The organism is Variovorax sp. OV329 (assembly GCF_900114785.1).
Lineage (GTDB): Bacteria > Pseudomonadota > Gammaproteobacteria > Burkholderiales > Burkholderiaceae_C > Variovorax.
The window spans coordinates 193,283-214,321 of the sequence record NZ_FOUG01000009.1; the positions used below are offsets into that span (position 1 = coordinate 193,283).

Genomic DNA, 21,039 nt, shown 5'->3' on the forward strand with positions numbered 1-21,039 from the left:
CGCGCCCGGATCAATGCACCTGGCCGCGCTCGGCCAGTGGCGTCTCGGTGTGCGCCACGCAGTGCCACTGGTCGTCCTTGCGCACCCAGGTGGAGGTGTCGGCCATCTCTTCGGTCTTCGACTGCCCGTCCTTGCCGCGCGGCGCCATCGACTGCTTCACGCGGTAGCTGAGGATGGCCAGGTCCTGCGTGGGCATCAGCATCTCGAAGTCGGCGAGGTCGAAATCCTTGAGGACCATGGTGCCCTGCTCGGCCATCTGCCGGTACTGCGCGTGGTCGAACTTCATCATGCCGTGGGGGCTGACCATCAGTGCCTGCTGGTCCAGCAGGGACAGCGCAGCGTCCGTATCCTGCGCCACCATCGACTGCCAGAATTTCTTCTCCAGGTCGATCAGCTGCTGCGCGGTGTCTTGCACTTGCTCATGTTTCGCCATGCGGAACTCCTGAACGTGGTTGGACAAGGATCAAGTGTGGCCAGCGGCGGCCACCCTCCCAATCAGTCGCCGCGGGAAGTGCGGGTAGTCCTTGGCCGACGGACGTGCGCGCGGCACAGCGCGCGTTCAGCGGGCGGGCTCGGCGGGCGCTGCAGGCGCCAGCGGCGCCTCGGTCACGAAGCCGATGCGCGACAGCCCCGCCTTGTTGGCGATGCCCATCACCTGCACCACGCGGCCGTAGGGCACGCCCTCGTCGGCGCGCAGCTGCACCTCGGTGTCGCGGCTGGCCGCCGCGGCCTTGGCAAGTCCGGCGGCCAGCTCCTCGGGACTGACCGGCGCCTCGTTGAGGAAGGTGCCACCTTGCGCGTCGATGACCACCGAGACGAACTGCGGCGCCTGCGCCGGCTGTCCGGCATCGGTCTTGGGCAGGTCCAGGCGGATGGAGCTGGCCATGAGCGGCGCGGTGATGATGAAGATGACCAGCAGCACCAGCATCACGTCCACCAGCGGCGTGACGTTGATGTCCGACAGCGGCCGCTGTCCGCCGCCGCCCAGCGCACGTCCGCCGCCGCTGCCCGCGGAGCTGCCGAGCGAGGTGCGGCCGAACGCCATGGCCTGGTTCTCAGTGCGACGCCGGCGCGAAGCGCGCCAGCAGATCGTGGGCGAAGCCTTCCAGCTCGGCCTCGATGCGGCCGATGATCCGGCCGAACACGTTGTAGGCCAGCACGGCGGGAATGGCCACGGCCAGGCCGAAGGCCGTCATGATCAGCGCCTCGCCCACCGGGCCGGCCACCTTGTCGATGGTGAAGCCGCCGCTCTGCGTGGCAATGGTGGCCAGGGCATGGTGGATGCCCCACACGGTGCCCAGCAGGCCGACGAAGGGCGCGGTCGCGCCCACCGTGGCCAGCAGGATCTGGCCGCCCTGCAGCCGGCGCAGCGCCGAATGCAGCGCGTCGCGCAGGGCGCGGGTCAGGCGCAGAGAAGGGTCGCCGCCGGCGCCCAGGCTTGACGCGTCCGTGGCCGAGGCATGGCGCAGCGCATGCACCGCCGGCAGCACCAGCAGCGCGCGGTCGAAGCCGGCGAGGCGGCTGGCGGCCTCGTCCAGCGAGGGCGCCTGCCAGAAGGCGGCGATGCTGCGCAGCACGCTGGCTGTGCCGGCGCGCAGCAGCCAGGCCTTCCACAGGATGGCGACCCAGCTGGCAACGGACATGAGCAGCAGCAGGCCGGCCACCGCGCGGCTGACCGCGTCGCCTTCGAGCAGCAGGGCCTGCAGCGCGCTCAACGCAGGCCCAGCACGTCGAACATGTCGAACAGGCCGCGCTTCTGGCCCGCCAGGAAGCGCACCGCGCGCAGGCTGCCCTGGGCATAGGTGACGCGGCTGGAGGACTTGTGGCTGATCTCGATGCGCTCGCCGATGCCCGCGAACAGCACCGTGTGGTCGCCCACGATGTCGCCGCCGCGGATGGTGGCGAAGCCGATGGAGGACGGGTCGCGCTCGCCGGTGACGCCTTCGCGGGCGTAGACGGCGCAGTCCTTCAGGTCGCGGCCCAGCGCATCGGCGATGACCTCGCCCATCTTCAGCGCGGTGCCCGAGGGGGCATCGACCTTGTGGCGGTGGTGCGCCTCGACGATCTCGATGTCGTAGCCCGTGGACAGCGCCTTGGCCGCCATCTCCAGCAGCTTGAGCGTGACGTTGACGCCCACGCTCATGTTGGGCGCCATCATGATGGCGACGTCCTTGGCGTATTCGGCGATCTGCGCCTTCTGCGCCTCGCTGAAGCCGGTGGTGCCGATCACCGCCTGCACGCCCAGCTCGCGGCAGACCGCCAGGTGCGCCAGCGTGCCCTCGGGCCGGGTGAAGTCGATGAGCACCTGCGAGTTGGCCAGGCCCTGGCGCAGGTCGGACACGATGGGCACGCCCGATGCGGTGCCCAGCCAGGCGGTGGCGTCGCTGCCCAGCGCGGGGCTGCCGGCGATGTCGAGCGCGCCGCTGAGCTTGCAGTCGTCGGTGCCCTGCACGGCCTCGATCAGCATGCGGCCCATGCGGCCGGAAGCGCCGGCGATGGCGACGCGGTGAACGTTGGATGTGTTGGAGTCGGTCACGCGTTTCCTTGAGAGGAAGAACGGGAAGGGGCTGGTCTTCGCAAGCCCCGGGGGCACGGCGGGCTCAGCGGCCGGCGTCGAGCGGCGGGTAGCTGGGGGGCAGGGGCGGCAGGTTCTGCTGCGACGGCGCATCCGCGGCGCTCTTGGCGTCGCCGTCTTTCTTCGGGTCGAACTTCTTGAGCTCGTCCTCGGAGGCTTCCAGCTTGGGCACCTTGCCGCCCGCGCGGGCACGGGTGTCGAGCGCGGCGACGAATTCTTCCTCGCTGGGCATCGGGTCGCCCTCGAAGTGGTCGAGCAGCTCGCCCTTGAAGAACATGGTCAGGCGGCGCTGCTGCGCCTCCACGCCCTGGCGGCGGATGGTGAACACGTAGTCCCAGCGGTCGCCGTGGAACACGTCGCTCAGCAGCGAGGTGCCCAGGATCTCGCGCACCTGCTGGCGCGTCATGCCGGGCTTGAGTGCCTCGACCTGTTCCTTGGACACGAAGTTGCCCTGGACCACCTCGACCTTGTAGGGGGTGACGGAATTGAGCGCGCTGCGCGTGGAGCTGCCGATGCTGCTGCACGCACCCAGGCTGACGGTGCCGGCAAGGGCCACCAGAAGCAGCCCGAGGCGGCGTGTGTGAATGGCAGACATGGGAAAAGAGGCAAGCGATATGATCGAACCATTGTAGCGGCTGGCCCCCGGCGGCTTGGCCGCGGCCGGCAAGGGAACCCAATGGACAAGATCGAAGAACTCAAGAGCACCGGGCTGAAAGCCACCTTGCCGCGCCTGAAGATCCTGGAAATCTTCCAGAGCGGCAGCCAGCGCCACATGACGGCCGAAGACGTCTACCGCGTGCTGCTCAACCACCATTCCGACATCGGCCTGGCCACCGTCTACCGGGTGCTGACCCAGTTCGAGCAGGCCGGCATCCTCGAGCGCAGCCACTTCGAAAGCGGCAAGGCCGTCTACGAGCTCAACGAGGGCACCCACCACGATCACCTGGTGTGCACCAGCTGCGGCAAGGTGGAGGAGTTCTACGACGCCGAGATCGAGCAGCGCCAGCAGAACATCGCCAAGGACAAGGGCTGGACCCTGCAGGACCACGCCATGTCCCTCTACGGCCTCTGCGGCGACTGCATCAAGAAGCGCTGAACGTCAGCTAGCGCCAGCAGCATCCGCGCCTGCGCACCCAAAGCCAGCGACACACCGAGGAACCGGCTTCGCCGGGCCTCAGGTGTGGTCTCCCCCTCGGGGGGTGGCGAATTACACGTAGCGGGAGCGAAGTGAAAAGCCGGGGAGCTTCAGCTATTCGTCCCGGTTGGCTTCCATGGCCTTGTGGTGGCGGGCGACGAATTCAGCGTACGTGTCGATGCCGCGCAGTTGCAGGATCGAGTTGCGCACGGCCGCCTCCACGAGCACGGCGATGTTGCGGCCGGCCACCACCTGGATGATGACCTTGCGGATGGGCACGCCCAGCACGTCCTGCGTGAGCGGGGCCGAGGGCATGCGCTCGTAGTCGCGCTCGAAGCTGTCTCGGCGCACCAGGTGCACGATGAGCTTCAGGCGCATCTTCCGGCGCACCGCCGTCTCGCCGAAGATGGCGCGAATGTCCAGCAGGCCGATGCCCCGCACCTCCAGGAGGTTTTGCAGCAGATCGGGGCAGCGGCCTTCGATGGTGGTCTGGTTGATGCGGAACAGGTCCACCGCGTCGTCGGCCACAAGGCCGTTGCCGCGCGAGATCAGCTCCAGGCCCAGCTCGCTCTTGCCCAGGCCCGACTCGCCCGTGATCATCACGCCCAGCCCCAGGATGTCCATGAACACGCCGTGCATCGAGGTGCGCTCGGCGAAGTGCTTGGACAAATAGGCGCGAAGCACGTCGATCACGAAGGCCGACGATTCCTTGGTGGCGAACAGCGGCAACTGCGCCCGCTCGCAGATGGACAGCAGGGTGTCCGGCGCGGCCTGGCCGTCGGCCAGCACCAGCATGGGCGGCTCCAGCGTGACGATGCGCGCGATGCGCCGCGCGCAGTCGTCCAGCGTGCCGCGCGTCAGATAGGCGATCTCGCGCGCGCCCAGGATCTGTACCCGGTAGGGATGGATGTAGTTGAGGTAGCCCACCAGGTCCGCCGCCGACTGGGCGCGGCTGATCACCTCGGGGTCGAACTGCCGCTCCGACGCCCCCAGGCCCGCCAGCCACTCCCATCGCAGGGAGCCGCGGAACTCCTCGAACATCGCATCGGCACTGACGACAGTCGGCTTCATGGACTCAGCGCAAAAATCCCCGCGGCCGAAGCCAGCAACACACCGAGGAACTGGCTTCGCCAGGCCTCAGGTGTGGTCTCCCCCTCGGGGGGTGGCGTTACACGACCGAAGGGAGTGAAAAGCCGGGGGGCCAAGGTCACGCCACCTGGGCCGACTGCCAGCCGGCGATCAGGGCGTGCAGTGCCGAGGCATCGCTGCTGGACTTGATCTGCTCGCGCAGGTTGGCGTCGGACAGCAGTTCGGCGATCTCGGAAAGAATTTCCAGATGCTTCTGGGTCGCCGCCTCGGGCACCAGAAGAAAAATCAACAGTACGACGGGTTGCTCGTCCGGTGCGTCGAAGCCGATGGGGTGGGCCAGTTGGAACACCGACGCCATGGGCGACTTCAGGCCCTTGATGCGGCCGTGTGGAATGGCAACGCCATGGCCCAGGCCGGTGGAGCCGAGACGCTCGCGCGCAAAGAGGCTGTCGGTGATGAGCGCGCGGCCGAGTCCGTGGAGGTTCTCGAACAGCAGCCCAGCCTCTTCAAAGGCGCGCTTCTTGCTGGTGGCATCGACGCCCACAAGGACTTGTGCGGGCGGCAGGATGGACGCGAGTCGGTTCATGGTGGGGAGAGAGCGGGGGCGATTATGCACCTGCCCCACAAAAAGCAAAGAGCCGCCCTAAGGCGGCCCGCAAGAGGATTTGCCCTCAGTGTCAATTACATCACGTTACATGACCCGCTTCGGGGCTGCATGGTGGTGGTCCTGCAGGCGGTCCTTGTGGCGCACCACCTGGCGGTCCAGCTTGTCGACCAGTTCGTCGACTGCGGCGTAAAGATCAGCATGGCTCGACTCGGCGAACATGTCATTTCCCTTGACGTGGATGTTGCATTCGGCCCGTTGGCGCCTTTCCTTTTCCTTCTGCTTTTCCACCGTCAGGATCACCTTCACGTCGACCACCTGGTCGAAATGCCGCGTGATCCGGTCCAGCTTGCTGGTGACGTAGTTGCGCAGCGCGGGAGTAACGTCGAGGTGATGACCGCTGATCGTCAGATTCATGAATGACCTCCTGGAATTGACGGTTAAGGAAGTGACGCCACCCGGAACCCGGGTGGAATCGGCGGGAGAACTTGGGGGGAGATGAGAAGGGGGAAGATGGGAGACGGAAAGCTCGGCAGGTCGATTCACTATGCCCGGGCCCCCCCAGAAAATCAACGTTCCGGGGCCTTGTCCCTACACCTTGTTTGTGACCATATCTTTACTTTGCTTTTGATGGCAAAGTCGCTGAGTTCGCTGATTCCCGGCCCTAGCGCCAGGCCGCCCGCAGGCGGTTCCTCAGGTCGATCGTCGCCTGGGGAGGGCGCACCGCAGCAGGCTGCTGCGGAGGCGGCGGCCACACCACCTGATCGAATGCCTTGGCGTCCTGCGCGGCGATGAAGCGCGTGCGCCCGGCATACATGTGCCGGTCGCCATGGGCCGCCTGCTGCGTCACGTAGAAGCGCTGCGGCACCAGCAGGTGCAAGTGGTCGCGGGCGCGGGTCATCGCGACGTAGAGCAGGCGCCGCTCTTCCTCGATCTCCTCCGCGCTGCCGGTGGCCATGTCAGATGGAATGCAGCCATCCACCACGTTGAGCACATGCACCGAGGTCCACTCCTGCCCCTTGGCCGAATGGATGGTGGAGAGGATGAGGTAGTCCTCGTCCAGCAGCGGCGGTCCGGATCGGTCGCTGGTGGACTCGGGCGGATCGAGCGTGAGCTCGGTGAGGAAGCTCTCGCGGCTCGCATAGCCGGCAGCCAAGCGCACCAGCTGCTCGACGTCGGCGCGGCGCACCGCGGCGTCCTCGTGCAGGCGATCGAGGTGCGGCAGGTACCAGCGCAGCGCCAGCTCGGCATCGGCCGGCCAGGTGGCCTGGCTCGAACGCAGGCTCGCGTAGACGGATGCGAATTCGGCCCACGGCTCGCGCGCGGCCGCCGGCACCGCGAAGCCCTGCAGGGTGGCGGCGGGGTCGGTGGATTCGTCCATCGCATCCAGCAGGCGCGTGGCGGTGGCTGGGCCCACGCCCGCCATCAGCTGCACCACGCGGAAGCCCGCCTGGCGCCCCTTGGGGTTCTGCGCAAAGCGCAGCACGGCCAGCAGGTCCTTCACGTGCGTGGCCTCCAGGAACTTGAGGCCGCCGAACTTGACGAAGGGGATGTTGCGGCGCGCCAGTTCCAGCTCGAGCGCGGCGCTGTGGCTGGAGGTGCGGAACAGCACCGCCTGCGAGTTCAGGCGCAGCCCGCCTTCACGGTGCTCGAGCACCCGGTCGGCCACCCAGGTGGCCTGCTGTGCCTCATCGGGCACCAGCACGATCTGCGGGCGGCCCGCCGAGGGCTTGTCGGTCCACAGTTTCTTCGAATGCCGCTCGGCGGCGCCCGCGATGAGCGTGTTCGACACGTCGAGGATCGGCTGCGTGGAGCGGTAGTTGCGCTCCAGCGTGACGATGCGCGCAGGGCTGCCGAACTGCGCCGGGAACTCCAGGATGTTGCGCACCGTGGCGCCGCGGAAGGAGTAGATGGACTGCGCGTCGTCTCCCACCGCCGTGACGCCGCGTCCATCGGGCTTGAGCCGCTGCAGGATGGCCGCCTGCAGCCGGTTGGTGTCCTGGTACTCGTCGACCAGCACGTGGTCGAAGCGCTCGCCCAGCTGTGCTGCCAGCGCGCTCTCGCCCATCATCTCGTGCCAGCCCAGCAGCAGGTCGTCGTAGTCCAGCACGTCCTGCTCCTGCTTGGCTTCGACGTAGGCACCGAACAGGCGCTTGAGCGAATCTTCCCATTCGGCGCACCAGGGGAAGGACTCGGCCAGCACCTGGTGCAGCCCGGCCTGCGTGTTGACCACGCGCGAGTAGATCGACAGGCAGGTACTCTTGAGCGGAAAGCGCTTCTCGGTGCCGGTGAGGCCCAGCTCGTGGCGCACCAGGCCCATCAGGTCCTCGGCGTCGCCGCGGTCGTGGATGGTGAAGTTCTCGCCCAGGCCCAGCTGCGTCGCGTACTCGCGCAGCAGGCGCGCACCCACCGCGTGGAAAGTGCCGGCCCAGGGCAGCTTGGGCGGCGTCTGCGAGCCCAGGCCCAGCACCTTGGACAGCACATGGCCGGCGCGCTGCGACATCTCCTGCGCGGCGCGGCGCGAGAAGGTCAGCAGCAGCAGGCGCTGCGGGTCGGCGCCCTTGGCAATCAGGCAGGCGACGCGATGGGCCAGCGTGCTGGTCTTGCCCGAGCCGGCGCCGGCCACGATGAGCAGGGGCCGGTCATCGGTCGCCTCCTGCGTGTCGACGCCGTGCAGCACCGCCTCGCGCTGCGCCTCGTTGAACTGCGCCAGGGCGTCGTGCAGTCGGGTGACAGGGGATTCGGCTTCGATGACGGACATGGGATGAAGGCATGGACTGTACATCCATCCAGCCTCTTCGCGTACGTCGGCGGGCGCGCCTACAAGGCCCCGCAAGGCGCCGATGACATAATCGCGCCCGTCGTTTTTACAGGAGTTACCGCCTTGGAAATCTGCCCGTCTCGGCAGCTTTCAACTCCCTGCTGACGGCCATCGGAACTACACGATGGTGCCAGGGGTCGGTTGAAAGCGCCCCGCCCCTTTGCCACCCATCAGTCGTTGTATCCACGGGAGTGAGCCCATGCTCAACATCTTCACGCTCGCCAATGGGCGCCTCGTCCAGGAAGAAATCGAGGCTCTGGAAGAGCTTTCCAAGTTCCAGCCGATCTGGGTCGACCTCGAGTCACCGTCGCTGGAAGAGAAGCGCTGGATCAAGCAGTACTACGGCCTGTCCATCCCGGAAGACGCGATGGACGAGGACATCGAGGAGTCTGCACGTTTCTATGAAGAAGACAACGGCGAACTGCACATCCGCTCCGACTTCCTGATTGCCGACGAGGAAGACCCGCGATCGGTGCGCGTGGCCTTCATCCTGAACCAGCACAATGAGGAATTGCGCAGCCGCGGCGTGCTCTTCACCATCCACGACGAGGACGTGCCGGTGTTCCGCCTGCTGCGTTTGCGCGCGCGGCGCGCGCCGGGCCTGATCGAGGATGCGAAGGAGGTGCTGCTCAAGCTCTTCGACGCCGACGCCGAATACTCTGCCGACACGCTGGAAGACATTTATGACGAGCTGGAGCTGGCCGGCAAGAAGGTTCTCAAGGGCAACGTCAGCGACGAGTTGGCCGGCGAAGTGCTGGGGCTGATCGCGCGGCAGGAAGACCTGAACGGCCGCATCCGCCGCAACGTGATGGACACGCGCCGCGCCGTGAGCTTCATGATGCGCAGCCGCATGCTCAATGCCGAGCAGTTCGAGGAGGCCAGGCAGATCCTGCGCGACATCGAATCGCTGGACAACCACACGGCTTTCCTGTTCGACAAGATCAACTTTTTGATGGATGCCACGGTCGGCTTCATCAACATCAACCAGAACAAGACCATCAAGATCTTCTCGGTGGCCAGCGTGGCGCTGCTGCCGCCCACGCTGATCGCCAGCATCTACGGGATGAACATGCAGATTCCGGAGGTGGCGGAGCTTGGATCGGGGGCCTACCCCTTCGTGCTGCTGCTGATGGCCGCCAGCGCGCTCGGCCCCATGTGGTACTTCCGGCGCCGCGGCTGGTTGAAATAGAGCCCCCCGGCTTTTCACTTCGCTTCGCTGCGTGTAATTCGCCACCCCCCGAGGGGGCGACCCCACCTGGGGCCCGGCAAAGCCGGTTCCCGGTGCGGGACTGGGGCCTGCGCGGCTCGCTGCGCTTCTTGTGCGTGCCGCGCGTTCGGCTGGCTGGGTCAGTCCTGCAGCAGTTGCCAGAGCCGTGCGGGGGTCAGCGGCATCTGCAGTCGCGTTGTCTTGTCGGCGTGGCCGGCTCGGGCGAAGGCGTCGGCTACGGCGTTGACGACTGAGGGGGTGGCGCCGATGGTGCCGAGTTCGCCGACGCCCTTCACGCCCAGCGGGTTGGTGAGGCAGGGGGTGCTGGTGTCCATCTCGGTGCGGAAGGGCGGGGCCTGCAATGCGACCGGGAGGGCGTAGTCCATCAGGCTGCCGGTGAGCAGCTGGCCGGTCTCGGGGTCGTAGGCGACCTGCTCCAGCAGGGCCTGGCCCAGGCCCTGCACGGCGCCGCCGTCAAGCTGGCCGCGCACGATCATGGGGTTGACCACGTTGCCGACGTCGTTCACCGAGGCATAGGACACGACATCCACCTCGCCCGTCGCAGGGTCCAGCTCGACCTCGCAGACGTGGCAGCCGTTGGGCCAGCTCGGGCCGCCGACGGTGGTGCTGGAATCGATGACGATGCGCCGGCCACTCTGCTTGCCCGCCAGCTCGAAGAGGCCGATGGACAGGTCGGTGCCTTTCACGGAGAAGCGGCCGAGCGCGTAGTCGATGTCGTCGGCGGAGGCCTCCAGCTCCTTGGCCGCGAGGCCGCGCGCGTGCGAGATGGTCTTCTCCGCGCCATCATGCAGGGCCGAGCCGCCGGTGAAGAGCGAGCGCGAGCCCGCGCTGCCGAAGCCGTTGCCGCGGTCGGTGTCGCCCAGCACCACGCGCACCTGCTCGGGTGGCACGCCGAACACGTCCACCACCAGTTGCGTGAGCGAGGTGGCGATGCCCTGCCCCATGGCATTCACGGCGGAGAACACTTCCACCACACCTTCCTCGGCCAGCACCGAGACGGTGACGCTTTCCTGCAGCGCATTGCCGCCGGTCCACTCCAGGAAGGTGGCGATGCCCAGGCCGCGCACCCGGCCGCGTGATTGCGATTGCGCAGCGCGCGCGCCGAAGCCGTCCCAGTCGGCCAGTGCCAGGCCCTGTTTCATCACGTGCTCGAAGCGGCCGCTGTCGTACACCTGGGCCATGGGGTTGGTGTAGGGCATCTGCTCGGGGCGGATGAAGTTGCGGCGGCGCAGCTGCACGCGGTCGATGCCGCTCTGGCGCGCGGCCTCGTCCATGAGGCGCTCCATGTTGAAGATGGCCTCGGGCCGGCCCGCGCCGCGGTACGCCCCGGTAGGCGCGGTGTTGGTGAGAACTGCCTGGAAGCGGAAGTCGATCACCGGGATGTCGTAGACGCTGGTCTGGACCCAGGGGCCGATCAGCAGCTGGATGGCCACGCCGGCGCCGGTGGGGTAGGCGCCCACGTTGGCCACCGAATGCAGGCGCAGCGCCAGGATGCGGCCGTCGGCGGCCAGGGCCATCTCGGCCTGCACCTCGACGTCGCGGCCATGCGTGGTGGCGAGGAACTCCTCGCTGCGGTCGGCGATCCACTTCACCGGGCGCTTCAAGTCGCGCGCAGCCACGCCGACGACGGCGTCCTCCGGATACAGGCCGGTCTTCATGCCGAAGCCGCCGCCCACGTCGTTGACCTGCAAGCGCAGCTCGGTGTTCTCGATGCCCAGCATGCCGGCCAGCGTGTCGCGCACACCGGTGGGCATCTGCGTGCTCATGCGCAGTGCGGTGCGCTTGCCGTCCTCGCCTTCGGGCGCCGCCAGCACGGAGCGCGGCTCCAGCGTGACGGCCGCCAGGCGCTGGTTGTTGATGGTCAGGCGCACCACGTGCGCGGCTTTGTCGAAGCCGGCCTGCGCCGCCTTGGCATCGCCATGGCGCATCTCGGCGCAGATGTTGCCGGGTGCGCCTTCCTCGCTGAGCACGGGTGCGCCCGCGGCCATCGCGGCCGCGTTGCCGACCACCATGGGCAGTTCCTCGAATTCGACGTACACCGCCTCGGCCGCATCGCGGGCCTGCTGCAGCGTCTCCGCTACGACGGCGACCACCGGCTCGCCGACGAAACGCGCGCGCTCGTGCGCCAGCGCGAGCCGGTCGGGGCCGCCCGCTGGCTGGCCGTCCGGGCGCCGGAAGCCGGCCACGCCGGGGATCGGCTTGAGCCCGGCCGCGACGAGGTCGGCGCCGGTGTAGATGCGCACCACGCCAGGCATGGCGGCTGCGCTCGCGCTGTCGATGGACACGATGCGCGCATGCGGATAGGGCGAGCGGAGGAAGGCCACGTGCAACTGGCCCGGCAGCGCCAGGTCGTCGGTGTAGCGGCCGCGGCCGGTGAGAAGCTGCTCGTCTTCCAGACGGGGGACGGCCTGGCCGCTGCCGAAGCGCTTGGCTTCGGGCGTGCTGTTGTCGGGGAGGGCACTCAAGGGATCACCTCGTGGGGGTGGTGGAACAGGGGCTCGCGCATTGTGTTGGCTGCCGCGCCCGGGCGTCAAACGGGCCCGCGAAGTACCTGCACGCGCAGCGTGTCCCCCGCGCGCAGCCGCCCGCCCTGCAGCACCCGCGCCGTCACGCCACCGTGGCCGCGCATGGCGTTGTAGCCGCCCTCGCCCAATGCGGCCTCCATGCGCGAGCAGGGCTCGCAGGGGCCGGTGATTTCCAGAAGCACCTCCTCGCCGATGGCCAGCCGCAGCGGTTGGTCGCGAAAGAGCGTGCGCGCGGCCAGCAGGTTGAGCCCCGAGACCACCAGGTTGCGCCGCAGCAGCTCGGCCTGCAGCGCTTCATGGCCGCTGAGCGCCGCGATGACCGGCAGGTGCTCGGCCTGGATCAGCGTGACCTGGCGCTTGCCGCCCGAAGACTTCGTCGCGCGGTCGCCCTCCAGCCCGCGACCGGCAACGGCCAGCGCCTCGGGCACGCTGCGCATCGGCACGCCGCGCGCGGGACGCAGCAGGATCGCGTCCAGGCGCCCGTCGCCGGCGAAGCGGCGCGTGAGCTCGCGCAGGTCGCCGCCCCCGAAGCTCATGGCGGCAGCAGCGGAAGCAGCGCGGCGATCAGCGCGCGCGCCTGGATGCCGGCGACCTCCTGAATGTAGGCGTCGAAATCCACGTGCGCCGTGTCGTCGGCGCGGTCGGAGATGTTGCGCACCGCCGCGAAGGCCAGTCCGTGGTCGAAGCAGACCTGCGCGACGGCGGCGGCTTCCATTTCCACCGCCATGGCTTCGGGCAGGGACGCACGCAGCGCCGCCGATTCGGCAGCGCCCGACACGAAGCGGTCGCCGCTGGCGATGAGGCCATGGTGCAGGCGCTGCGGCTGCAACAGGCCGAAGCGCTGGCGCGTCGTCTCGTCGATGAGGTCGCTGTCGTCCAGCACCGCCTGCGCGGCCTGCGCCAGCCAGCCCGTCAATTCGGCATCCGCCGGGAAGCGCGATCGGCCGTACAGCGGCACCTCGTGGCGCGGGAAGATGGGCGAGGCATCCATGTCGTGCTGCACGAACTCCGTGCCCACCACCGTGTCGCCCACCCGCACCGAAGGATGCAGGCCGCCGGCCACGCCGGTGAACACGATGCGCGAGACGCCGAAGCGCTCGATCAGCGCCGCCGCCGTGGTGGCCGCGGCCACCTTGCCGATGCGCGAGAGGGCCAGCACCACCTCGCGCCCGTGCCAGCGCCCCACGTGGAATTCGCGGCCCGCATAGCGCTCGATGCGCACTTCGTCCAGCCGCTCGCCCAGGCCTGCCTGCTCCTGCGCCATCGCGCTGAGGATGCCGGTGGTCATGGATGGATGTCCTCCATTGTTCAGAAATGAAAAAGGGCCGGCATGGGCCGGCCCTCGATGCCTGTGGTCAGGCCTGCAAGCTTACTGCTTGATGTCCACGCCGTAGAAGGTGTGGCGGCCGAAGGGGCTCAGCTTGAAGTCGATGACCTCGTTGCGCACGGGCTTCAGCTGCACCGCGTGGGCAATGGTGAACCAGGGCGCCTGTTCCTTGAAGATGACCTGGGCCTTCTTGTACAGCGCGTCGCGGTCGGCCTGCTTGGGCACGCTCTTGGCCTTCACCACCAGGTCCTCGTAGGGCTGGTAGCAGAACTTGGCCACGTTCGAGCCGTTGGACTGCGCGGAGGCGCAACCCAGCAGGGTGTAGAGGAAGTTGTCCGGGTCGCCGTTGTCGCCGGTCCAGCCCAGCATGCCCATCTGGTGCTCGCCTGCCTGCATGCGCTTGCGGTATTCGCCCCATTCGAAGGTCTTGATCTCGGCCTTCACGCCCACCTTGGCCAGGTCGGCCTGCATCAGCTCGGCGATGCGCTTGGCATTGGGGTTGTAGGGACGCTGCACCGGCATGGCCCACAGGTCGGTGGTGAAGCCGTTCGGATGGCCCGCTTCGGCCAGCAGTTTCTTGGCGGCCTCGGGGTCGTACGCGTCGTCCTTCACCGAGTCGTTGTAGGACCACATGGTCGGCGGAATCGGGTTCTTCGCGGCCACGCCGGCCGTGAGGTACACGCCGTCGATGATGGCCTTCTTGTTGATGGCCATGTTGACGGCCTTGCGCACGCGCACGTCGTCGAAGGGCTTCTTCGTGGTGTTGTAGGCCAGGTAGCCCACGTTCAGGCCGGCCTGCTCCAGCACCTTCACGTTCGGGTCCTTGCGGATCGCGTCCAGGTCGGCCGGGTTCGGGTAGGGCATGACGTGGCACTCGCCCTTCTGCAGCTTGGCCCAGCGCACCGAGGCGTCAGGCGTGATGGCGAAGACCAGGTCGTCGATCTTGGCCTTGCCGCCCCAGTACTGCGGGAAGGCCTTGAAGCGAACGATCGCGTCCTTCTGATATTGCACCAGGTAGAAGGGACCGGTGCCGATCGGGTCCTGGTCGATCTTCTCGGGCGTGCCGGCCTTGAGCATGGCGATCGCGTATTCCTTGGACTGGATGCCCGCGTACTGCATCGCCAGGTTGGCCAGGAAAGGCGCCTCGGGCTTGTTCAGCACGATCTTCACGGTGTAGTCGTCGATGCGGTCCACTGTCTTGAGCAGCTTGGGCATGCCCATGTCGTTGAAGTAGCTGTGGTTGGGGCTGGTGACCCGGTAGTAGGGGTCGTTTTCCTTCCACTGGCGCTCGATCATGAAGATGAAGTCATCCGCATTGAAGTCGCGCGTGGGCTTGAAGCTCTTGCTGGTGGTGTGCCACTTCACGCCCTTGCGCAGGTGGAAGGTGTACTCGGTGCCGTCGGCGGAGATGTCCCACTTCTCGGCCAGGCCGGGCACGACCTTGGTGCCGCCGCGCTCGAACTCGACGATGGTGTTGTAGACCTGCGTGGTCACGTCGAAAGACGTGCCGGTGGTGTTCACGCCCGGATAGAAGTTCTCGGGGCTGCCTTCGGAGCAATACACCAGTGTCTTGGCCGAAGCGGCCACGCTGGTGAGCGCGAGCGCTGCGGGAAGGATCAACGCGGCGACTCGTGCGCGCCGCGCGATGCTGGAGCTGGATTTCATGGTCGAATCCTTTTTCTAGGACAGGGCTGGTTTAAGAAGACTTCGCCGAAGCGAGGGGGACATTCACGACGGACACGACGGGCGCGCCATCGAGAAACTTTTCGGCGTGGTGGCAGGCCACCAGCCGTTCATCCAGGGGCCGCAGCACCGGGCGCTCGGCCCGGCAGCGGTCGGTGACGTGGGCGCAGCGCGTGTTGAAAACGCAGCCGGCCGGCGGGTTCAGCGGCGAAGGCAGTTCGCCCTTGAGCACGATGCGCTCCTTGGCCAGCCCCGGCGTGGACGCCAGCAGCGCCTGCGTGTAGGGATGCAGCGGCCGCGCGAAGATGCGCTGCTTGGGGCCCTGCTCCACCGCATGGCCCAGGTACATCACCAGCACGTCGTGCGCGATGTGCCGCACCACGCCCAGGTCGTGCGAGATGAAGAGGTAGGCCAGGCCCAGTTCGGCCTGCAGGTCGGCCAGCAGGTTGAGCACCTGGGCCTGCACCGACACGTCCAGCGCCGACACCGGCTCGTCGGCCACCACCAGCTTGGGGCTGAGCATCAATGCGCGTGCGATGGCGATGCGCTGGCGCTGGCCGCCGGAGAACATGTGCGGGTAGCGGTCGGCATGCTCAGACCGCAGGCCCACCTGGCGCAGCATCTCCTGCACGCGGCGCTTGCGCTCGGCCTTGTCGAAGGGCATGTTGATCTCGAGCGGCGCCTCGAGGATCGCGCCGATCTTCTTGCGCGGGTTGAGCGAGCCGTAGGGGTTCTGGAAGACCAGCTGCACCGCGCGGCGCAGGTTGCGGCGCTCGGCGGAGCCCATGGCGGCGACGTCGTGGCCATCGACCACCAGCTGGCCCGAGCTCGGCGACTCGATCAGCGACACCATGCGCGCCAGCGTCGACTTGCCGCAGCCCGACTCGCCCACCACCGCCAGCGTGCGGCCGGCTTCCAGCGTGAACGACACGCCGCCCACCGCATGCAGCGCAGCCGGCTCCTTGAACAGGCCGCGGCGGATGCGGTAGACGCGCTGCAGGTTGGTGGCCTGCGCGACGACGCCTGCGGGGCGCTGCACGCTTGCGCCGTCTTGCAAGAGAACCGCGCTCATTCGCCGGCCTCCACGGCCACGTGGCCGTCGCGCACGATGGACACCTCGCGCTGCGGATCGCCCAGCGGATAGTGGCAGCGCACCTGGCCGCCCTGCCATTCGCGCAGCTGCGGGCGCACCGTGCGCGAATGCTCGGTGGCATAGGCGCAGCGCGGTGCGAACAGGCAGCCGCCGGGCCGGTCGTGCGCGCCCGGCACCACGCCGGGAATGGTCGCGAGGCGCCCGTCCTCGGGCGCGCGATCGGGCAGCGCCGCGAGCAGCGCCTCGGTGTAGGGGTGTTGTGGCTGCGCGAAGAGGCGCTCCACCGGCTGCTGCTCCATCACCTGGCCGGCATACATCACGGCCACGCGCTGCGCCATCTCCTCCACCACGCCCATGTTGTGGGTGATGAGCACCAGGCCCATGCCGCGTTCCTTCTGCAGGTCGCGCAGCAAGTCCAGGATCTGCGCCTGGATGGTCACGTCCAGCGCGGTGGTCGGCTCGTCGGCGATCAGCAGGCGCGGATTGCAGGCGATGGCCATGGCGATCATCACCCGCTGGTTCATGCCGCCCGAGAGCTGGTGCGGATAACTGGAAAGGCGCGAGGCCGCGGCCGGGATGCCGACCTGCTCCAGCAGTTCGATGGCGCGGCGCTGGGCTGCGCGCTTGTCCATCTTCAGGTGCAGGCGCAGCGTCTCCATCAGCTGGAAGCCGATGGTGAAGCAGGGGTTGAGGCTGGTCGTGGGCTCCTGGAAGATCATGGCCACGTCCTTGCCCACGAGGGTGCGGCGTGCCTTGTCGGAGATGCCCAGCAGGTCGTTGCCGGCAAAGCGCATGTGCTGCGCGCGCACGCGGCCCGGATAGGCGATCAGCCCCATCAGCGCCATCATCGTCACGCTCTTGCCCGAGCCCGACTCGCCCACGATGCCCAGCACCTCGCCCTCCTCCACCGAGAGGCTCACGCCATCCACCGCATGCAGGGTGCCACCTTGCGTGGGGAACTCCACGTGCAGATCGCGAATCTCCAATAGCGCCATCGTTCTTATCTCTTCAGCTTGGGGTCGAGCGCGTCGCGCAGGCCGTCGCCCAGCAGGTTGAATGCGAGCACCGCGGCCAGGATCGCCAGGCCCGGGAAGGTCACGACCCACCAGGCGCGAAGCACGAATTCGCGCGCATCGGCAAGCATGGTTCCCCATTCGGGCGAGGGCGGCTGCGCGCCCAGGCCCAGGAAGCCCAGCGCGGCCGCGTCCAGGATGGCGGTGGAAATGCCCAGGGAGGCCTGCACGATCAGCGGCGCCGAGCAGTTGGGCAGCACCTCGCTGAACATGAGGCGCAGCGTGCCGGCGCCGCTCACGCGCGCGGCCGTCACGTAGTCGCGCGACACCTCCGAGATCACCGCCGCGCGCGTGATGCGTACGTAGTGCGGCAGCACCACAATGGCCACCGCGATCATCGCGTTGATGAGGCCGGGGCCCAGGATCGCCACGATCACGATGGCCAGCAGCAGGCTGGGCAGCGTGAGCACGATGTCCATGAGCCGCATGATCGCGATCTCCAGCACGCCGCGGAAGAACCCCGCGATGAGTCCCAGCGCGATGCCCACCACCACGGACAGCGCGACCACTGCCACGCCGATCGACAGCGACAGGCGGGCGCCCCACATGAGGCGCGAGAGGATGTCGCGGCCGATGGCATCGGTGCCCAGCAGGTGCGCGGACGAGCCGCCCGCCTGCCAGGCTGGCGGCAGCAGGAAAGCCGCGCTGTCGGTCTGGTTGGGCGCATGCGGCGCGATCCAGGGCGCCAGCAGCGCGATCAGGAACATCAGCACCACCGTGGCGAGGCCCAGCACCGCGCCGTGGTTCTGCGAAAAGGCGCCCCAGAATTCGCGCCAGGGTCCGGGCGGCGCCGGCGCGGCCACGCTGGCCGCAGGAGTCGTCGTCGTGGTGTTCGTCATTTGGACTGGCGGATGCGGGGGTTGATGACGCCGTAGGCCAGGTCCACGCTGACGTTGACGAGCATGACGATCACGCCGAGCAGCAGCATGCCGCCCTGCAGCACCGGGTAGTCGCGCCGGCCGATGGCCTCGATGAGCCACTTGCCCACGCCCGGCCAGGAGAAGATGGTCTCGGTCAGGATGGCGCCGGTGAAGAGTTGCCCCACCTGCAGGCCGATCACCGTCACCACCGGGATCATCGCGTTGCGCAGCGCATGCAGGCCCACCACGCGCAGTTTCGACAGGCCCTTGGCGCGCGCGGTGCGGATGTAGTCCTCGCCCAGCACCTCGAGCATGGCCGAGCGCGTCATGCGCGCCACCACCGCCAGCGGGTTGGTGCCCAGCACGATGGCCGGCAGGATCAGGTGCTGCAGCGCCGACCAGAAGGCGCCCTTGTCATCCGACAGCAGCGAATCGACCAGCAGGAAGCCCGTCACCGGCTCCACGAAGTACTGCACCGAAATGCGGCCCGACACCGGCGTCCAGCCCAGCTGCACCGAAAAGAACAGTATCAGCAGCAGGCCCCACCAGAAGATGGGCATGGAGTAACCGGTGAGCGAGGTGGCCATCACCCCGTGGTCGAAGAGCGAATTGCGCCGCACCGCCGCGATGATGCCGGCCGGAATGCCGATGACCAGCGCGAAGACGATGGCGCACAGCGCCAGTTCCACCGTGGCCGGGAACAGCGCGACGAACTCGCGGATCACCGGCTCCTGCGTGATCACCGACTTGCCCAGGTCGCCCTGCAGCACGCGGCCGATGTAGATGCCGTATTGCGTCACCAGGGGCTTGTCCAGCCCGTACTCCTTGAGCAGCTGCGCATGGCGCGCCGGGTCGATGCCGCGCTCGCCGGCCAGGGTTTCGATGGGGTCGCCCGGCACCAGCCGGATCAGGAAGAAGGCGAGCAGGGTCATGCCGATGAAGGTCGGCACGAGCAGGCTTGCTCGCGTCAGGAAGAATCTGAACATTGGGCGGGAATATGCAAGAGCAATGCCGGGAAATGTTCCCGGCAGAACCCCTATTGCCGCGCATCAAAGGCGCGGCGGGTACCACTTAGGTGTCCCTCTGCGCGAAACACCGCGAAACCGGCTCTGTCGGGCCGCAGGTGTTGCCCCCTCGAGGGGGGATGCGAGCTACACGAAGTGAGCGAGAGTCGGGGGTGGGACTATTACCCGCGCAGCTCGCGGCGAAGGACCTTGCCCACCGGCGTCTTGGGCAGCTCGGTGCGGAACTCGATCACCCGCGGCTGCTTGTAGCCCGTGAGGTTGGTACGGCAGAAGTCGCGCACGTCCTGCTCGGTGAGGGCCGGGTCCTTCCTGACGATGACCAGCTTGATGCCCTCGCCGGTCTTGGCATCGGGGATGCCCACGGCGGCGCATTCCATGACGCCGGCGATCTGCGAGACCACGTCCTCGACCTCGTTCGGATACACGTTGAAACCGCTGACGATGATCATGTCCTTCTTGCGGTCAACGATGCGGAAGAAGCCGCGCTCGTCCACCACGCCGATGTCGCCGCTCTTGAAATAGCCGTCGGCGGTCATGACCTTGGCGGTTTCGTCCGGGCGCTGCCAGTAGCCGGCCATCACCTGGGGGCCCTTGATGGCGATCTCGCCGGGCTGGCCCAGGGGCACGTCGTTGCCGTCGTCGTCCAGCAGCTTCATGTAGGTGCTGGGCAGCGGCAGTCCGATGGTGCCGGTGTATTCCGTGCTGGTCACCGGGTTGCAGCTGGCCGAGGGCGAGGTCTCCGACAGGCCATAGCCTTCGCAGATGGGGCAGCCGGTCTTGTCCAGCCACAGCTTGGCCACGCCGCTCTGCACGGCCGTGCCGCCGCCCACCGAGACCTTCAGGTTCTTCCAGTTGACGGTGTTGAAGGCCGGGTGGTTGGCCAGGCCGTTGAACAGCGTGTTGACCGCGGGGAAGCTGTGGAAGGTGTGCTTGGACAACTCCTTGAGCGTGCCCGCCAGGTCGCGCGGATTGGGAATGAGGATGGTCTTTCCACCCGTGCGCATGGCCAGCATCATGTTCACCGTGAAGGCGAAGATGTGATAGAGCGGCAGCGCGCACACGCTGGTGGGCTGCTCGCCGGCGGGCACCTTCTTCATGGCCGGCTCGTTCCAGGCCTCGGACTGCAGCACGTTGGCGATCACGTTGCGATGCAGCAGCACCGCACCCTTGGAAACGCCGGTGGTGCCGCCGGTGTACTGCAGCACCGCCACGTCGTCCGGGCCGATCTCGGGCTGCTGCAGCTTGCGCGAGGCGCCGCGGGACAGCGCGTCGTTGAAGCGCACCGCGCCCGGCAGCTGGAAGGGCGGCACCATCTTCTTGACGGTGCGCACCACGAAGTTGACCAGCGCACCCTTCAGGGCACCGAGGCGGTCGCCCATCGCGGCCAGCACCACGTGCTTGACCGGCGTGCTGGCGATGCAGGCCTGCAGCGTGGCACCGAAGTTCTCGATGATGACGATGGCCTTGGCGCCCGAGTCCTTGAGCTGGTGCTCCAGTTCACGCGGCGTGTAGAGCGGGTTGACGTTGACCACCACCAGGCCGGCGCGAAGGATGGCCGCCACCGTGATCGGGTACTGCGGCGTGTTGGGCATCATCACCGCCACGCGGTCGCCCTTGGACAGACCCAGGCTCTGCAGGTAGCCGGCCAGGCGGCGGCTCGCATGGTCGACCTGCGCATAGCTCACGTCGGTGCCCATGAAACTGTAGGCCACGCGATCGGCGTAGCGCTGGAAGCTTTCCTCCATCAGCGCCACGAGCGACTTGTACTGGCTCGGGTCGATGTCGGCGGGCACGCCGGCGGGGTAGCTGGCCAGCCAGGGGCGGTCTGTCATTTGAGTTGTCTCCTGTCTCATCTCTCGCGCGGCATGGCGCCCGCGCATCCATCTTCAAGAAAAATTATTCGATCGCCTTGCCCATGTCCTCGACCACCTTCTTGGCGTCCCCGAAGACCATCATGGTCTTGTCCATGTAGAACAACTCGTTGTCCAGACCCGCGTAGCC

21 protein-coding genes are annotated in these 21,039 nt (G+C 67.7%); 2 read left to right on the forward strand and 19 right to left on the reverse strand.

Annotation, left to right across the window (positions count from 1 at the left end; genetic code table 11):
* Nucleotides 1-10: 10 nt before the first annotated feature.
* From BM345_RS17205 to BM345_RS17225, 5 genes are all read right to left on the reverse strand, one after another.
* Nucleotides 11-433, reverse strand: coding sequence for a nuclear transport factor 2 family protein (locus BM345_RS17205; RefSeq protein WP_093381406.1), 423 nt, complete (start codon nucleotides 431-433; stop codon nucleotides 11-13).
* A 126-nt stretch (nucleotides 434-559) separates the two neighbouring features.
* Nucleotides 560-1,045, reverse strand: coding sequence for an ExbD/TolR family protein (locus tag BM345_RS17210; RefSeq protein ID WP_093381408.1), 486 nt, complete (start codon nucleotides 1,043-1,045; stop codon nucleotides 560-562).
* Between the two features lie 10 nt (nucleotides 1,046-1,055).
* On the reverse strand, nucleotides 1,056-1,715 hold the full coding sequence (locus BM345_RS17215; protein ID WP_093381409.1) for a MotA/TolQ/ExbB proton channel family protein: 660 nt from the start codon (nucleotides 1,713-1,715) through the stop codon (nucleotides 1,056-1,058).
* The gene (dapB, locus tag BM345_RS17220) at nucleotides 1,712-2,536 is read right to left on the reverse strand and encodes a 4-hydroxy-tetrahydrodipicolinate reductase (RefSeq protein WP_302847560.1); all 825 of its coding nucleotides are present in this window, start codon (nucleotides 2,534-2,536) and stop codon (nucleotides 1,712-1,714) included. Before dapB ends, BM345_RS17215 begins: the two co-directional genes overlap by 4 nt.
* A 64-nt stretch (nucleotides 2,537-2,600) precedes the next feature.
* Nucleotides 2,601-3,170 carry an outer membrane protein assembly factor BamE gene (locus BM345_RS17225; protein WP_093381476.1) on the reverse strand — a complete coding sequence of 190 codons (570 nt, stop codon included), beginning with the start codon at nucleotides 3,168-3,170 and terminating at the stop codon, nucleotides 2,601-2,603.
* An 81-nt stretch (nucleotides 3,171-3,251) separates the two neighbouring features.
* Between BM345_RS17225 and fur the strand changes: the two genes are divergently transcribed.
* Nucleotides 3,252-3,671 (forward strand): ferric iron uptake transcriptional regulator, encoded by a 420-nt coding sequence (gene fur, locus BM345_RS17230; protein WP_093381413.1) that lies wholly within the window; start codon nucleotides 3,252-3,254, stop codon nucleotides 3,669-3,671.
* A gap of 153 nt (nucleotides 3,672-3,824) precedes the next feature.
* On the opposite strand, the gene hprK is transcribed toward fur, so the two are convergent.
* The 4 genes from hprK to BM345_RS17250 form a co-directional block, all read right to left on the reverse strand.
* The gene (hprK, locus tag BM345_RS17235) at nucleotides 3,825-4,781 is read right to left on the reverse strand and encodes an HPr(Ser) kinase/phosphatase (RefSeq protein ID WP_093381414.1); all 957 of its coding nucleotides are present in this window, start codon (nucleotides 4,779-4,781) and stop codon (nucleotides 3,825-3,827) included.
* Between the two features lie 136 nt (nucleotides 4,782-4,917).
* Entirely contained in the window at nucleotides 4,918-5,385 is a 468-nt protein-coding gene (locus BM345_RS17240; RefSeq protein WP_093381416.1) for a PTS sugar transporter subunit IIA, read from the reverse strand.
* 105 nt (nucleotides 5,386-5,490) lie between these two features.
* Complete coding sequence (gene raiA, locus BM345_RS17245; RefSeq protein ID WP_093381418.1) at nucleotides 5,491-5,820, reverse strand: ribosome hibernation-promoting factor, HPF/YfiA family; 330 nt, start codon at nucleotides 5,818-5,820, stop codon at nucleotides 5,491-5,493.
* A 247-nt stretch (nucleotides 5,821-6,067) separates the two neighbouring features.
* Nucleotides 6,068-8,164, reverse strand: coding sequence for an ATP-dependent helicase (locus BM345_RS17250; protein WP_093381420.1), 2,097 nt, complete (start codon nucleotides 8,162-8,164; stop codon nucleotides 6,068-6,070).
* Nucleotides 8,165-8,423: 259 nt separating this feature from the next.
* On the opposite strand from BM345_RS17250, the gene corA reads away from it, so the two are divergent.
* Nucleotides 8,424-9,413, forward strand: a complete 990-nt coding sequence (corA, locus tag BM345_RS17255; protein WP_093381422.1) for a magnesium/cobalt transporter CorA — start codon at nucleotides 8,424-8,426, stop codon at nucleotides 9,411-9,413.
* Between the two features lie 158 nt (nucleotides 9,414-9,571).
* On the opposite strand, the gene BM345_RS17260 is transcribed toward corA, so the two are convergent.
* The 10 genes from BM345_RS17260 to BM345_RS29735 all read right to left on the reverse strand — a co-directional run.
* Complete coding sequence (locus tag BM345_RS17260) at nucleotides 9,572-11,917, reverse strand: xanthine dehydrogenase family protein molybdopterin-binding subunit (protein WP_093381424.1); 2,346 nt, start codon at nucleotides 11,915-11,917, stop codon at nucleotides 9,572-9,574.
* 65 nt (nucleotides 11,918-11,982) lie between these two features.
* Nucleotides 11,983-12,513: an MOSC domain-containing protein gene (locus BM345_RS17265; protein ID WP_093381426.1), complete on the reverse strand. Its 531-nt coding sequence runs from the start codon at nucleotides 12,511-12,513 to the stop codon at nucleotides 11,983-11,985.
* Nucleotides 12,510-13,265: a 5'-methylthioadenosine/adenosylhomocysteine nucleosidase gene (locus BM345_RS17270; RefSeq protein ID WP_093381427.1), complete on the reverse strand. Its 756-nt coding sequence runs from the start codon at nucleotides 13,263-13,265 to the stop codon at nucleotides 12,510-12,512. Before BM345_RS17270 ends, BM345_RS17265 begins: the two co-directional genes overlap by 4 nt.
* 81 nt (nucleotides 13,266-13,346) lie before the next feature.
* On the reverse strand, nucleotides 13,347-14,969 hold the full coding sequence (locus BM345_RS17275; protein WP_093381429.1) for an ABC transporter substrate-binding protein: 1,623 nt from the start codon (nucleotides 14,967-14,969) through the stop codon (nucleotides 13,347-13,349).
* A 31-nt stretch (nucleotides 14,970-15,000) separates the two neighbouring features.
* On the reverse strand, nucleotides 15,001-16,059 hold the full coding sequence (locus BM345_RS17280) for a peptide ABC transporter ATP-binding protein (protein WP_093381431.1): 1,059 nt from the start codon (nucleotides 16,057-16,059) through the stop codon (nucleotides 15,001-15,003).
* Entirely contained in the window at nucleotides 16,056-17,075 is a 1,020-nt protein-coding gene (locus tag BM345_RS17285) for an ABC transporter ATP-binding protein (RefSeq protein ID WP_093381432.1), read from the reverse strand. Before BM345_RS17285 ends, BM345_RS17280 begins: the two co-directional genes overlap by 4 nt.
* A 5-nt stretch (nucleotides 17,076-17,080) precedes the next feature.
* A complete protein-coding gene (locus BM345_RS17290; RefSeq protein WP_093381434.1) occupies nucleotides 17,081-17,992 on the reverse strand; it encodes an ABC transporter permease subunit in 912 nt (303 codons plus the stop codon).
* Nucleotides 17,989-18,999 carry an ABC transporter permease subunit gene (locus tag BM345_RS17295; protein WP_093381436.1) on the reverse strand — a complete coding sequence of 337 codons (1,011 nt, stop codon included), beginning with the start codon at nucleotides 18,997-18,999 and terminating at the stop codon, nucleotides 17,989-17,991. The genes BM345_RS17290 and BM345_RS17295 overlap by 4 nt, the downstream gene beginning before the upstream one ends.
* A gap of 200 nt (nucleotides 19,000-19,199) precedes the next feature.
* Nucleotides 19,200-20,870: a long-chain-fatty-acid--CoA ligase gene (locus tag BM345_RS17300; RefSeq protein WP_093381438.1), complete on the reverse strand. Its 1,671-nt coding sequence runs from the start codon at nucleotides 20,868-20,870 to the stop codon at nucleotides 19,200-19,202.
* Between the two features lie 64 nt (nucleotides 20,871-20,934).
* The coding region (locus tag BM345_RS29735; RefSeq protein ID WP_139237527.1) for an NAD(P)(+) transhydrogenase (Re/Si-specific) subunit beta at nucleotides 20,935-21,039 on the reverse strand (105 nt) is incomplete at its 5' end.

Excerpts from the sequence above, each read along its gene's own strand:
- fur (WP_093381413.1), top strand. The coding sequence starts at position 3,252 with ATGGACAAGATCGAAGAACTCAAGAGCACCGGGCTGAAAGCCACCTTG.
- BM345_RS17240 (WP_093381416.1), bottom strand. The coding sequence starts at position 5,385 with ATGAACCGACTCGCGTCCATCCTGCCGCCCGCACAAGTCCTTGTGGGC.
- BM345_RS17210 (WP_093381408.1), bottom strand. The coding sequence starts at position 1,045 with ATGGCGTTCGGCCGCACCTCGCTCGGCAGCTCCGCGGGCAGCGGCGGC.
- corA (WP_093381422.1), top strand. The coding sequence starts at position 8,424 with ATGCTCAACATCTTCACGCTCGCCAATGGGCGCCTCGTCCAGGAAGAA.
- BM345_RS17225 (WP_093381476.1), bottom strand. The coding sequence starts at position 3,170 with ATGTCTGCCATTCACACACGCCGCCTCGGGCTGCTTCTGGTGGCCCTT.
- BM345_RS17290 (WP_093381434.1), bottom strand. The coding sequence starts at position 17,992 with ATGACGAACACCACGACGACGACTCCTGCGGCCAGCGTGGCCGCGCCG.
- BM345_RS17275 (WP_093381429.1), bottom strand. The coding sequence starts at position 14,969 with ATGAAATCCAGCTCCAGCATCGCGCGGCGCGCACGAGTCGCCGCGTTG.
- BM345_RS17280 (WP_093381431.1), bottom strand. The coding sequence starts at position 16,059 with ATGAGCGCGGTTCTCTTGCAAGACGGCGCAAGCGTGCAGCGCCCCGCA.
- BM345_RS17265 (WP_093381426.1), bottom strand. The coding sequence starts at position 12,513 with ATGAGCTTCGGGGGCGGCGACCTGCGCGAGCTCACGCGCCGCTTCGCC.
- raiA (WP_093381418.1), bottom strand. The coding sequence starts at position 5,820 with ATGAATCTGACGATCAGCGGTCATCACCTCGACGTTACTCCCGCGCTG.
- BM345_RS17250 (WP_093381420.1), bottom strand. The coding sequence starts at position 8,164 with ATGTCCGTCATCGAAGCCGAATCCCCTGTCACCCGACTGCACGACGCC.
- BM345_RS17205 (WP_093381406.1), bottom strand. The coding sequence starts at position 433 with ATGGCGAAACATGAGCAAGTGCAAGACACCGCGCAGCAGCTGATCGAC.
- BM345_RS17300 (WP_093381438.1), bottom strand. The coding sequence starts at position 20,870 with ATGACAGACCGCCCCTGGCTGGCCAGCTACCCCGCCGGCGTGCCCGCC.
- BM345_RS17285 (WP_093381432.1), bottom strand. The coding sequence starts at position 17,075 with ATGGCGCTATTGGAGATTCGCGATCTGCACGTGGAGTTCCCCACGCAA.
- hprK (WP_093381414.1), bottom strand. The coding sequence starts at position 4,781 with ATGAAGCCGACTGTCGTCAGTGCCGATGCGATGTTCGAGGAGTTCCGC.
- BM345_RS17270 (WP_093381427.1), bottom strand. The coding sequence starts at position 13,265 with ATGACCACCGGCATCCTCAGCGCGATGGCGCAGGAGCAGGCAGGCCTG.
- BM345_RS17295 (WP_093381436.1), bottom strand. The coding sequence starts at position 18,999 with ATGTTCAGATTCTTCCTGACGCGAGCAAGCCTGCTCGTGCCGACCTTC.